The sequence below is a fragment of the Chelativorans sp. J32 genome (genome assembly GCF_000518985.1).
Classification (GTDB): domain Bacteria; phylum Pseudomonadota; class Alphaproteobacteria; order Rhizobiales; family Rhizobiaceae; genus Chelativorans.
This window is the reverse complement of the sequence record NZ_JAEQ01000004.1, coordinates 228493-240019: the sequence shown is the minus strand read 5'-3', so window position 1 is coordinate 240019 and position 11527 is coordinate 228493. Positions and strand designations below refer to the sequence as shown.

Genomic DNA, 11527 nt, shown 5'->3' with positions numbered 1-11527 from the left:
ATCCGACAGATCGAATAAAAGCGCAAGCCGCATTCTATTTTTGTCGTACAAAAATGCGAAAAGATGAGTTTTGCGTTGACTATCGCGTGGCTATGGCGCCTTCTTTGCCCCAATTCGTCAGACCAAACAGAGATCTATCGTGCTTGAACAAAAGCTCCCGGAACCGCCCGGAGCGACCGTCGAAGAGGGCTTGGTGATCCTGGCCGGCAATGGGAGGCGAGCATGAGCAGCAAGATTGCCGACATTCGATGTCAGCTGTTCCGTGTGCCACTGCGCGAGGCCATGAGCGACGCCAAGCACGGCACCCATACGCATTTCGAGCTCCTCACCGTCACAATTCGGCTTGCCGACGGCAGCGAGGGGACAGGCTACACCTATACCGGCGGTAAGGGCGGCCGAGCCATCAGAGCGGTGATCGAGCACGATCTCGTTCCCTTCCTGATCGGCAGGGATGGTGCCGATATCGATGCCATTCATGATTGGATGTGGTGGCACCTGCATTATGTGGGGCGTGGGGGGATCACGGCCTTCGCCGTGTCAGCGGTCGACATCGCGCTTTGGGATCTCCGCGGAAAACGCGAAGGCCAGGCGCTGTGGCAGATGGCAGGTGGCGCCGGCCGCACGGCCAAAGCCTATCGCGGCGGCATCGATCTCAATTTCCCCCTCGATCAGCTCCTTTCGAGCGTCGCCGGATATCTCGACGCAGGCTACACCGCGGTCAAGATCAAGGTTGGCCAGCCGACGCTCGAGCAGGACGTCGCGCGCGTGAGGGCGGTGCGCGAAATGATCGGGCCCGATGTCACCTTCATGGTGGATGCCAACTACGCGCTGGACGTGCCGCAGGCGATCGCGGCGGCGAAAGCCTTCGCACCCTATGACATCTACTGGTTCGAGGAGCCGATCGAACCGGATGACTATCTCGGTTATGCCACGATCGCAGACGCAACCGGCATGCCCTTGGCTATGGGCGAAAACCTCCATACCGTTCACGAATTTGGATATGCCTTGGCTCAGTCGAAGCTTTCGTTCATTCAGCCCGATGCCAGCAATTGCGGCGGCATCACCGGCTGGCTGAGGGTAGCTGCCCTGTTCGGGCCTGCCGGTATTCCCGTCTGCAGTCACGGCATGCAGGAATTGCATGTCAGTCTGGTTGCCGGATACCCAAGCAGCGGCTGGGTCGAGGCGCACAGCTTCGACATCGATCAGTATACTACCCGCCCACTGCTTCTCGACCAAGGGCAAGCGGTCGCACCGGAAGAGCCCGGCATCGGGGTCACCTTCAATTGGGAACTGCTCTCGCCTTATGCCACGGAGTAATCGCACTTGACGCACTCCTAATCATAGCTCGGGGCCGTCGCACCGGAAGGCTGCCTATAGAAGCTGGACGGTATGTGCGCGGATGACGATGCTTTCTTGCCGAAATCGGCGTTCCAGTTCCCGGCGATAATCGCGCCACCAACCTTCATCGATCTCGGGCACCATGACCTCGAAGATGACGATTTCGTCCCGGTTGGCAGGCTCGCCTACCTGCTTCCACAGACCCTCGGCGGGAGCCCGTGTGAACGCTGTCAGCCCGCCAAAGGTCTCGGTGAGGTCTCGCCGGACACGCCTGAAATTTTCCTGCGGGAGAGCGATCCCGTCATTGTCGTAGAGGGGAAGGAGGAGTTGAACGAGATGCATGTTCCAACGGGCCCTATTGGGAAGCTCGTAGAGTGAAGACGCTGATCAGCGGGCGAAGACCTCCGTCCGCCTCCCGGAAAAATCGTGTTCCGCGATGAGAGCCGCGATGGCTGACGCAATCTTCGCGCCGCCCCGCACCGAGGGTTCGATTGGATTGGCAAAGTCGGCATCGTCATCGCAGACCAGGCGCAGGTCGATGACCGGCAAGCCACGCGAGAACGCCGCTCGGGTGATGACGTCGTTGAAGGTCGTCAGTGCAGTCGCCGCAAGCCTGCGACGCTGCGGGTCGGGAAAACGCGCGTCGTAGATCGTGCATAAAGCCGTGGGCAGGTCTCGGCGCTGGACCCCATCCAGCATCGTTCTGTAATCCTGCTCGAACTGCTCCCGGGCACCGCTGATCCTGTCCAGAGCCTCGGCCACCGAACGAGCCTCCTGGTCCAAAAGCCCGGCGTGACGAAGAGCATCGTTGCCACCGATGCTGACAACGAGATGGCTCGCATCCTGCGGGAGCCGTTCAAGCTGCCGCTCGATGCCGTCCGTGGCAGCGCCGTCGACAGCATTGAGCGTAGCACGCCAACCCTTAGGCAGCCGCTCCCGCAACTGCCGCACGACGTCGGATCCGCCTGCGACATAAGCAGCGTTGTCGAAGATCGAATCCCCAAGAAGAATGATATGCGGCATGGCGTGCTCCGTTGATGCCTCTGCCTCCGATGTATCAGCGCCAGAGGCAAGATGGTGGGTCGCAGCGGCAGCTGCAAGCGCAACCAAGAGATTGCGACGGCTCGGACCGCCCTGAGACCGGGATTGCACCTTAACCGTCCAGGAAGGTTAGAAGGGCCGCATTCACCGCGCTGGCCTCTTCCCGTTGCACCCAATGCATCGCCCTCTCGAAAGGCTGCAGGCGGCCAATATTGCAAAAGGACAGGCTGCGCTCGGCCAGTCCTCCTTCCAAAGCGTGATCCTGCATACCCCACAAGACCAGGGTCGGCGTCGTGATCGGCTCCTTCACGCTCGGGCGGAAGCGAAGGGCTCGATACCAGTTGAGCATACCTGTAAGCGCTCCCGGCTGCTGCCAGGCCTGACGGTATTCCGCGATTTCCTCCTCCAGGAAGGCGCCCGAGCGGCTGGATGTCCTGAGCGCTCGGGCGAGCAACGCCGAGTGGCGCGCACCCAGGACGGCTTCGGGCAGAACAGGAACCTGGAAAAACGCGGCATAACTGCTCCGCAGCAGCTGCGTCGGCGAGCGCAGGAGGTGGGCAAACAGCGCCTCGGGATGGGGCGCATTCAGGATGACAAGCTTGTCCAAGCGCGAAGGCAGCTTCGCCCCTGCCGTCCAAGCGACGACGCCACCCCAGTCATGGCCGACGAGGTGGAAGCGTTCAATGCCGAGCGCGTCGGCCAGGGCCACGACATCGCCAAGGAGCTTGGCCAGCGCATATTCGCGGACGCCCTTTGGCTTGTCGCTGACATTGTAGCCTCTCTGGTCGGGAACGATGACCCGGAATCCGGCGGAGGCTAGCGCATCGATCTGCCGTCTCCATCCGATCCAGAAGTCGGGGAAGCCGTGCAGGAGGATGACCGGCTTACCCCCGGCAGGACCTGCTTCGACGACATGGAGCCGAATGTTCCCGGCATTGACGAACCGATGTTCAGGCGCGAACGAGATCATCGCCACTAACGTGGCCGTCGCCAATGAGATCCGGCCCCACGGCCACTTCGTGACCATTTTCATCACGACGCAAGCCGGGATTGCCCCCCTGAAGCACATGCCGGACAAAATTCTTCTCGGTTGCCCCGATCGCTGTCGGACTCGCCGCGGGTTGTCCGTCTTAAAGCAGGCGCAACAGGCGCATAATACCTAAGGAGGGAAGATATGAACACATCCGCAATGGTCTGGACCGGCCGCGTCCTGACTGGCGTTTTCGCCCTGTTCATGCTTGGCGCATCGATCGCGCCGAAACTGCTGGGAATGTCCGTCGCCGAAGAGACCATGGCGCAACTCGGCTGGCCTGCAGGATATGCCTTCTCAATCGGTCTGATCGAGCTGACATGCCTTGTGCTCTACCTCTTTCCCCGCACCAGCCTGCTCGGTGCGGTTCTGATGATGGGGTTGCTGGGAGGCGCGATGGCGACGCAAATTAGAGTGGAGAATCCCCTCTTCAGCCATATCCTGTTCAGCATCTATCTCGGACTGTTCATGTGGGGCGGGCTATGGCTTCGCGACCAGCGCCTTCGGGCTCTGTTCCCGCTCGCCGCCAAACGCTGCGACACGAACGACGTGCCGGCCACAACGCCTGCATTGCTGGAAAAATCGAGCAGCCCTGTCGGAAGGGCAGCCGGTCGTTCGTCCTAGTGAAGCCCCGCAAGGCGAAGGCTAGAAGATTTGGTTCTGTCGTACCAACCCTCCCTTGCAGATACGGTGCTGACACGTAATCCACGACGGAGATCAGAGATGAGCAAATTCGTGACCTGCCTGTGGTTCGACCACGGCGAAGCAAGCAAGGCGGCCGCGTTCTACGCCGCCACCTTTCCGAACAGCCATGTGGATCGCGTGAATGCGTCCGCATCCGACTATCCCGGCGGCAAGGAGGGCAACGAACTCACCGTGGAGTTCACCCTGCTCGGCCAATCCTTCCTGGGCCTGAACGGCGGCCCGAACTTCAAAGCGAACGAGTCCGTCAGCTTCATGGTGCTGACCGAAGACCAGGAAGAGACCGACCGCTACTGGAACGCGATCGTCGGAGGCGGCGGCAGCGAAAGCGCCTGCGGCTGGTGCAAGGATCGGTGGGGCTTCTCCTGGCAGATCACGCCGAGGCGGCTGATGGAATTGACGACCAGCCCCGACCGGGCCAAGGCCAAGCGCGCAATGGAAGCGATGATGACGATGAAGAAGATCGATATTGCAGCGCTGGAAGCCGCAGCAGCGGGCTAGCCCTAGGCAGGCGGGCCCTGGTAACTCGAAAAATGGAACTGAACATTCCAATACCCGTCAGTTGCACCGGGCTTCGCCACGACGCTTGAATAGGTCTACTGCATTTCTGGAACCTGACGCGGTTGCAACCGGGCTCCCTGCCTTCGGTTACTCGGCCGTGGGCGAACGACGCAGCAAGAACAGATCGTTCTTTCGAACCTGACCACCGGGCCATGCACTCGGTGGGCTTTTTGAAACTCGTTCCCGGCGAGGACGTTCGTCTAGGGCCATGTTCGATGATCCGGAACCTCATCCCAGAGGTGCAAGTGACCGTCACCTTAGGCTGCGAGAAGTCGGTGTTTCGGGAACTACGCGCCGAATGAGGATAGCTCAGCTGGCGCGCATATAACGCTGCCTGGCCCGCTCGCGTGCCTTGGAAGCGACGACTTCGCGGTCTTTGGGCGGCGCCTTGGTTTCCAGAGCCTGCAAGAGCTTGTGCACAGATCGCTCGATCTCCTCCACGGCAGTATGAAATGCAGTTTCATTGGCGTGCGAGGGCCGCGTGGTTCCAGAGATCTTGCGCACGAACTGAAGCGCCGCGTCGTGGACTTCGTCCTTGGTGGCTGGCGGCTCGAAGTTGAACAGCGGCTTTATGTTTCGGCACATGGTGTCCTCCTTCGCTGGTGGTGTAGTGTTGCACTAGCTCCAGATGGATGCAACACGACGCCAGAGGGAGTGCAGGTGCTTACGGGATGTTCGCATGATGTCTCGGATTCCGCGCGCCACGAGGCAAATCCGCTATGACTGTTCCACTCTCGGCCGTCTCTGCCCGTCGGTTCGGCAGAGTGCGACAAGCCGCCTTTCGCTGACGCCCTCGTCTCAACTGTCATATCGGCGCTGATCACATCTGGAATCAGTCATTCGGAGCATTTGCGATCGTCAGAACCTGCGCACCCAGTTTGATACCGAACGCATGGTCCTGGCTGTCACCTCTTTGTGCCAGAGGCATGCTGTGGTCGAATGCGACTTTCCAGCCTCCACACCGATCAAGGCGTCCATCCCGACGGGGGAAATATCGACAATCGAGGCATAGGGCACCCGGATGGCATCGCTGGCACCGGCGAGGCTCGAGCCCCCGAATCGTGAGTATTCGAACCGGCCGCGCGTAGTGAGCCTACTCCAAATGGTGGAATGGCTTGGACCCACGGACCCATGATGTCCCAGAGGGTGTCGTGGTTTGTTATCAAAACGAGGTCCCCAGATGTCCCAACCCGTCTTTGTGGGAATCACGCGTGGAATGCGAATCCGGACTGGCGCATAAGGGAGATGAGCAGTTCCGTCCCGACGGGGCTCGTACCGGCCGAGAGCCGGGCAGCTAATCGCCGGCCTGAGCCGATGGCGAATCGCCACTTGCGCTTCCATAACGCAGACTGTCGAGGGTTTTGGGTGCAGCAGCCCGCAAGACATCGATGAAGAGCCGCCGGGCGACAGCTGCCATAGATGACGAGCGAAAGCGCGATGGTTTGCTCATCAACCCCGATCAGCTTGATAGTGAACCGGACCGATGCTGTTCGGCCGCGGCTTCCTCGCATCGCCGCATCGTCTATCGCAGATCAAAAGCGAGATCGCCGGAGGCCCGGAGGTCATCGATCAAGAGGCTACAGGATCTAGCTGAGAAAGTCTGGTGCGGTCGAGAAGACTCGAACTTCCACGGGTTGCCCCACAGCGACCTCAACGCTGCGCGTCTACCAATTCCGCCACGACCGCACGGACAGAAGGCCGGTAAGCACCGGCAGGGCGCATGTAGCAAATCACCTCTGGCGAAACAAGCCTGCTGAACGCAAATATGCAAAAAGTAGAATAATGCCCAATTCTCCTTCCGCGGCGCTGGACCCATCATCGTTTTCGGGCCATCAGCAAGGCGCGGAGCAAGAGGAAATATGGACCGTAGCAACCAGAATCAGTTTCTTCCGCGCCTTCCCTCGCCACCCGTCGAATGGCGCGTCGAGGCCGGCCTCACGCCCTATGAGACCGCACTTGCCTTCATGGAAAGCCGCGCCGAAGCGATTCGGGCCGGCTGCGCCAACGAGATGGTCTGGCTCGTAGAGCATCCTCCCCTCTACACAGCCGGAACGAGCGCTGATTCGCAGGACCTGCTCGATCCCGGCGAACTGCCGGTCTACCAGACCGGACGGGGCGGAGAATACACCTATCACGGGCCCGGCCAGCGGGTGGCCTATGTGATGCTCGACCTCAAGCGCCGCCGCGAGGATGTGCGCGCCTTCGTCGCCGCACTCGAGGAGTGGATCATCACCAGCCTCGCCCATTTCAACGTGAAAGGGGAGCGCAGGCAGGGCCGCGTCGGCGTATGGGTGGTACGGCCCGACAAGCCCCCCCTCCCCGACGGCACGTCCATGGAAGACAAGATCGCCGCCATCGGAATCCGCTTGCGCCGTTGGGTCAGCTTTCACGGCATCGCGGTCAATGTGGAACCGGAGCTCAGCCATTTTTCAGGCATCGTGCCCTGCGGTATCCCTGACTTCGGCGTGACCAGCCTTGTTGATCTAGGCCTGCCCGTCACCATGGCTGACTTTGACGTGGCGTTGAAGCAGGCGTTCGAAGAGGTCTTTGGCCCGTGTGAATCCCAGGATCCGCCGCGCTCACCCGAAGCTAGGACGCTGGATTCACACCCGCCAGCATCCGGAATGTGCCGTGATCAATAGTGGCTCCTCCTGAGGAGCGCCGGCTGCTCTCAGAGAGAGGGCGTTCGGGCAACACCGGGCAATGTGGTACATCGTTTTTCGCTGGCGCACGCTTTCGGCCGCGGCCAGTCAAATCATTACGATCCAAGTCGAAACAGCGAGAACAAAGGAGCCCAATGCGATGAGGGAAGCAAGATCCTGCGCGAATTCCGTCATGTGTCTCTCCTGTGGACAACCGTGGGATAAAACTTGATATGATCTCTATATGTTCTATTTTTGTTCGAGTCAACAGAACAGTCGAGCCATAGGCTCTGCGGGGAGGCTATGGACGCGATGGCACGGGGCTGTCGAGGACGACGGGCTTGGGTTGGAGCAGCCCAGCGCTTGATCGGGGACCAGATCCGGCAAACGCCTGCGGAGGGATGAGTTGAAGGTCAGGAGAATCGTCGCGAATATAGCGACCTCGGATATCGAGGCGGCCGATGCGTTCTACGGCAAGGTGCTCGGGCTCGAACCGCTGATGGATCATGGGTGGATTTCCACCTATGGATCGGAGCAGCAGATGACCGTCCAGATCAGCTTCGCCTCGGAGGGCGGATCCGGCACGCCAGTGCCAGATCTATCGATCGAGGTGGACGACCTCGAAACTATTCTTGACCGGGTGAAAAACGCTGGCATTCCGATCGAATACGGGCCCGCGATCGAACCCTGGGGCGTGCGACGTTTCTTTGTTCGGGACCCTTTCAGGAAGCTGGTCAATATCCTGGCCCATACCGCGTGAGTGTCAGCGGTCGAGCGAGCGTCAGCCACTCAGATAGCCCTTCGAAAAGGTGGCAGTCCAGCTGCACCAGGGCAACTTCGCAAGCCTGCTCCGGTTAGCCCTATCTATCCGTGGGCACATGGGTGGAAAGGCAAGCTGCCAGTTACTTTTTCGGCAGTTCCACGACGCGCCCTTCCGAGAGGGTGACGCGGCGGTCCATTCGCGCTGCAAGCTCTTCATTGTGCGTCGCGATCAGCGCCGCCAGGCCGGAATGGCGCACGATGGCCTCAAGAGCCTCGAACACATAGCCGGCCGTTTCGGGATCCAGATTGCCGGTGGGTTCGTCGGCAAGCAGGACCAGCGGCGCGTTTGCCACAGCGCGCGCGATCGCGACGCGCTGCTGCTCGCCGCCTGAAAGCTCGGACGGTCTGTGTTCGACGCGGGGGCCCAGTTTCATATAGGCGAGAAGCTGGCCGGCGCGCTCCCTTGCCTCCGCCGGGCTCAAGCCGGCGATGAGTTGCGGCATCATCACATTCTCGAGCGCGGTGAATTCCGGCAGAAGGTGGTGAAACTGATAGACGAAGCCGATTTCCTTCCGGCGGATTTCCGTCCTTCTGTCATCGGAAAGGCCGGCGCAGGACTGCCCGTTGACGACAACGTCACCGTCATCGGGATGTTCGAGCAATCCCGCAATATGGAGCAGCGTCGACTTGCCCGTGCCCGACGGGGCGACAAGGGCGACCATCTCGCCCGGCAGAAGCGAAAAATCAGCATTTTTGAGGATTGTAAGCGTGTTCGGTCCCTGAACGTAATGCCGGTCGACCGACTTCAATTCCAATACGCTTGTCGGCATCTACTCGTATCTCAAGGCGTCAACCGGATCGAGGCGCGAGGCGCGCCAGGCCGGGAAAAGCGTTGCCAGGAAGGAAAGGATAAGCGCCATGAGGACCACGGAAATCGTCTCGTCGCTTTCCATATCCGCAGGCAGTTGGCTGAGGAAATACACTTCCGGATCGAAAATCATGGTCCCGGAGAGCCAGGTGAAGAACTCGCGAATGCTTTCCACGTTGAGGCAGATCAGCGTCCCGAGAACAAGGCCGGCAAACGTCCCGGCAACGCCGATCGAAGCGCCTGCCATGAGAAAGATTCGCATTATCGAGCCGCTTGTCGCGCCCATTGTGCGCAGGATGGCGATGTCATGCCCCTTGTCCTTCACGAGCATGATCATGCCCGAAATGATGTTCAGCGCGGCCACGAGCACGATCATGGTCAGGATCATGAACATGACGTTTCGCTCCACCTCGAGCGCGGAGAAAAGCACCTGGTTGCGCTGGCGCCAGTCGGTGATCGACACCGGACGCTGCGCCGCCTCCTCCACAAGCGGACGCAAAGCCTCGACGCTGTCGGGCTGATCGACAAACACTTCTATGAACTGCGCAAGGCCCTCGACATTGAAGAAGAGCTGTGCCTCCTCCAGCGGCATGAAGACGATCGAGGCGTCGTATTCCGACATGCCGATCTCGAAGACGGCAGTCACCGGATAGGCCTTCACGCGCGGCGTGGTGCCAAAGGGCGTGACATCGCCTTCCGGAGCGACAAGCGTGATGGAGTCACCTACCGCAAGACCAAGATTCGCCGCCATGCGGGAGCCGACCGCCACACCCTGCCCCGCCGCAAAATCGACCAGGGAGCCAGCGCGGATGTTTTTTGCGACCAAGTCGACCTTCGTCAAATCCTCGGCACGCATCCCGCGCACCAGCGCGCCCGTGCCTGCTCCGCTGCGCCCGGAGGCGAGCACCTGCCCCTCCACGAGCGGCATCGCGTATCTCACTCCCGGTATTTGGGAGATGCGGCCCGCAACGGCTTCGTAATCGCTCAAGGGGGAATCGATCGGCTGCACCACGATGTGGCCATTGACGCCAAGAATGCGCGTCAGGAGCTCGCCTCGAAAGCCGTTCATCACAGCCATGACGACGATGAGAGTGGCCACTCCCAACATAATGCCGAGGAAGGAGATCAACGCGATAACGGAAACGACGGTTTCCTTGCGGCGCGAGCGCAGATAGCGCCAGGCGACAAGCCGCTCGAAATAGGAGAAGGGTCTGATCGCCCCGTTTGCCGCCTCGGCCTTGCTCATCGCTTTGCGCCGAACCGCTCCGCCACAGCCGAGATCGGCAGGGTCTGGCGCTCGCCAGTGGCGCGGTTCTTCACTTCGACCTCGCCGACGGCCACCCCGCGGGGGCCGACAATCACCTGCCAGGGGAGCCCGATCAGGTCTGCCGTTGCGAATTTGGCGCCGGCCCGCTGATCCGTGTCGTCATAGAGCACCTCGCGGCCGGCTGCGGTCAGGCCTGCGTAAAGCTCCTCGCAAACCCGGTCGCATTCGGAATCGCCCGCCTTCATGTTGATGAGCGCCAGTTCGAAGGGAGCGACGCTTTCCGGCCAGATGATACCGTTTTCATCGTGGCTCGCTTCGATGATCGCTGCGGTGAGCCGCGAGGGGCCTATGCCGTAGGAACCCATGGAGACGAAATGCTCCTGCCCGTCGGGCCCGCTCACCTTCGCATTCATCGGCTTGGAGTATTTCGTGCCGAAGTGGAAGATGTGACCGACTTCGATGCCACGGGCGGCAAGTTGATTGCCCTGGGGGACGCTCGACCAGGCGTCTTCGTCATGCATTTCGTCGGTCGCCGCATAGAGCGTCGTCCACTCCGTCACCGTCCGGGCGATTTCCGCATCATTGGCGAAGTCTATCTCGGCCGAGGGGACGGGCAGCTCAAGGAAGCCACTGTCGCAAAACACAGCGCTCTCGCCGGTCGAGGCGAGGATGATGAATTCATGGCTGAGGTCGCCGCCGATCGGGCCGGTGTCGGCACGCATCGGGATCGCCTTCAACCCCATGCGCGCGAAGGTGCGCAGATAAGCCACGAACATCCTGTTATAGGCTGCCTTCGCGCCCTCGTAATCGAGATCGAAACTGTAGGCGTCCTTCATGAGGAATTCGCGGGAGCGCATGACGCCGAAACGTGGGCGCACCTCGTCCCGGAACTTCCACTGGATGTGGTAGAGATTGAGCGGCAGATCCTTATAGGATTTCACATAGGCGCGGAAAATATCCGTCACCATCTCCTCATTGGTCGGTCCATACAGCATGGCGCGATCCTGCCGATCGCGGATGCGCAGCATCTCTTTGCCGTAATCGTTATAGCGCCCGCTCTCGATCCACAGATCGGCAGACTGGATGGTGGGCATCAGAATCTCCTGAGCACCCGCGCGATTCTGCTCCTCGCGAATGATCTGGCACACCTTGTCGAGAACCCGCTTACCCAGCGGCAGCCACGAGAAGCTGCCGGCGCCCTGCTGACGGATCATTCCGGCGCGCAGCATCAGCCTGTGGGATACAATCTCCGCCTCGCGGGGGTTCTCTTTCAGGATGGGCAGGAAATAACGCGATACACGCATGAGTCTATCCAA

12 protein-coding genes and 1 tRNA gene are annotated in these 11527 nt (G+C 60.7%); 5 read left to right on the top strand and 8 right to left on the bottom strand.

The features are described from left to right. The first annotated feature begins 222 nt into the window (after window positions 1-222). Window positions 223-1317 (top strand): mandelate racemase/muconate lactonizing enzyme family protein, encoded by a 1095-nt coding sequence (locus tag CHEJ32_RS0108485; RefSeq protein ID WP_028033486.1) that lies wholly within the window; start codon window positions 223-225, stop codon window positions 1315-1317. Between the two features lie 54 nt (window positions 1318-1371). Here the strand turns inward: CHEJ32_RS0108485 and CHEJ32_RS0108480 are convergent, their stop codons facing one another. The 3 genes from CHEJ32_RS0108480 to CHEJ32_RS0108470 form a co-directional block, all read right to left on the bottom strand. Further along, window positions 1372-1680: a hypothetical protein gene (locus tag CHEJ32_RS0108480; RefSeq protein WP_028033485.1), complete on the bottom strand. Its 309-nt coding sequence runs from the start codon at window positions 1678-1680 to the stop codon at window positions 1372-1374. 45 nt (window positions 1681-1725) lie between these two features. Then, window positions 1726-2361 carry an SGNH/GDSL hydrolase family protein gene (locus CHEJ32_RS0108475; RefSeq protein WP_034658089.1) on the bottom strand — a complete coding sequence of 212 codons (636 nt, stop codon included), beginning with the start codon at window positions 2359-2361 and terminating at the stop codon, window positions 1726-1728. Between the two features lie 130 nt (window positions 2362-2491). Then, window positions 2492-3349 carry an alpha/beta fold hydrolase gene (locus CHEJ32_RS0108470; RefSeq protein ID WP_028033483.1) on the bottom strand — a complete coding sequence of 286 codons (858 nt, stop codon included), beginning with the start codon at window positions 3347-3349 and terminating at the stop codon, window positions 2492-2494. A 204-nt stretch (window positions 3350-3553) separates the two neighbouring features. Between CHEJ32_RS0108470 and CHEJ32_RS24235 the strand changes: the two genes are divergently transcribed. Together CHEJ32_RS24235 and CHEJ32_RS0108460 are read left to right on the top strand one after the other, a co-directional pair. Continuing rightward, a complete protein-coding gene (locus tag CHEJ32_RS24235; RefSeq protein ID WP_084032728.1) occupies window positions 3554-4033 on the top strand; it encodes a DoxX family protein in 480 nt (159 codons plus the stop codon). A 99-nt stretch (window positions 4034-4132) separates the two neighbouring features. Beyond that, entirely contained in the window at window positions 4133-4612 is a 480-nt protein-coding gene (locus CHEJ32_RS0108460) for a VOC family protein (protein ID WP_028033482.1), read from the top strand. Between the two features lie 369 nt (window positions 4613-4981). Here the strand turns inward: CHEJ32_RS0108460 and CHEJ32_RS0108455 are convergent, their stop codons facing one another. Then, window positions 4982-5257 carry a DUF2277 domain-containing protein gene (locus CHEJ32_RS0108455; protein ID WP_028033481.1) on the bottom strand — a complete coding sequence of 92 codons (276 nt, stop codon included), beginning with the start codon at window positions 5255-5257 and terminating at the stop codon, window positions 4982-4984. A gap of 1016 nt (window positions 5258-6273) precedes the next feature. Beyond that, a tRNA-Leu gene (locus CHEJ32_RS0108435) sits at window positions 6274-6358 on the bottom strand. 173 nt (window positions 6359-6531) lie between these two features. Here CHEJ32_RS0108435 and lipB point away from each other — a divergent pair. Together lipB and CHEJ32_RS0108420 are read left to right on the top strand one after the other, a co-directional pair. Beyond that, entirely contained in the window at window positions 6532-7314 is a 783-nt protein-coding gene (gene lipB / locus CHEJ32_RS24230) for a lipoyl(octanoyl) transferase LipB (RefSeq protein WP_084032727.1), read from the top strand. A gap of 406 nt (window positions 7315-7720) precedes the next feature. Next, entirely contained in the window at window positions 7721-8074 is a 354-nt protein-coding gene (locus tag CHEJ32_RS0108420; protein ID WP_028033480.1) for a VOC family protein, read from the top strand. A 142-nt stretch (window positions 8075-8216) separates the two neighbouring features. Here CHEJ32_RS0108420 and CHEJ32_RS0108415 read toward each other — a convergent pair whose 3' ends face one another. The 3 genes from CHEJ32_RS0108415 to proS are packed head-to-tail and all read right to left on the bottom strand — an operon-like array spanning window position 8217 to window position 11515. Beyond that, entirely contained in the window at window positions 8217-8906 is a 690-nt protein-coding gene (locus tag CHEJ32_RS0108415) for an ABC transporter ATP-binding protein (protein WP_028033479.1), read from the bottom strand. Beyond that, a complete protein-coding gene (locus CHEJ32_RS0108410; protein ID WP_028033478.1) occupies window positions 8907-10190 on the bottom strand; it encodes a lipoprotein-releasing ABC transporter permease subunit in 1284 nt (427 codons plus the stop codon). Continuing rightward, complete coding sequence (proS, locus tag CHEJ32_RS0108405) at window positions 10187-11515, bottom strand: proline--tRNA ligase (protein ID WP_028033477.1); 1329 nt, start codon at window positions 11513-11515, stop codon at window positions 10187-10189. Before proS ends, CHEJ32_RS0108410 begins: the two co-directional genes overlap by 4 nt. Window positions 11516-11527 lie beyond the last annotated feature (12 nt).

Bases quoted from the DNA above. Each gene is read 5' to 3' on its own strand.
- CHEJ32_RS0108485 (WP_028033486.1), top strand. From the start codon at position 223: ATGAGCAGCAAGATTGCCGACATTCGATGTCAGCTGTTCCGTGTGCCA.
- CHEJ32_RS0108480 (WP_028033485.1), bottom strand. From the start codon at position 1,680: ATGCATCTCGTTCAACTCCTCCTTCCCCTCTACGACAATGACGGGATC.
- CHEJ32_RS0108475 (WP_034658089.1), bottom strand. From the start codon at position 2,361: ATGCCGCATATCATTCTTCTTGGGGATTCGATCTTCGACAACGCTGCT.
- CHEJ32_RS0108470 (WP_028033483.1), bottom strand. From the start codon at position 3,349: ATGATCTCGTTCGCGCCTGAACATCGGTTCGTCAATGCCGGGAACATT.
- CHEJ32_RS24235 (WP_084032728.1), top strand. From the start codon at position 3,554: ATGAACACATCCGCAATGGTCTGGACCGGCCGCGTCCTGACTGGCGTT.
- CHEJ32_RS0108460 (WP_028033482.1), top strand. From the start codon at position 4,133: ATGAGCAAATTCGTGACCTGCCTGTGGTTCGACCACGGCGAAGCAAGC.
- CHEJ32_RS0108455 (WP_028033481.1), bottom strand. From the start codon at position 5,257: ATGTGCCGAAACATAAAGCCGCTGTTCAACTTCGAGCCGCCAGCCACC.
- lipB (WP_084032727.1), top strand. From the start codon at position 6,532: ATGGACCGTAGCAACCAGAATCAGTTTCTTCCGCGCCTTCCCTCGCCA.
- CHEJ32_RS0108415 (WP_028033479.1), bottom strand. From the start codon at position 8,906: ATGCCGACAAGCGTATTGGAATTGAAGTCGGTCGACCGGCATTACGTT.
- CHEJ32_RS0108410 (WP_028033478.1), bottom strand. From the start codon at position 10,190: ATGAGCAAGGCCGAGGCGGCAAACGGGGCGATCAGACCCTTCTCCTAT.
- proS (WP_028033477.1), bottom strand. From the start codon at position 11,515: ATGCGTGTATCGCGTTATTTCCTGCCCATCCTGAAAGAGAACCCCCGC.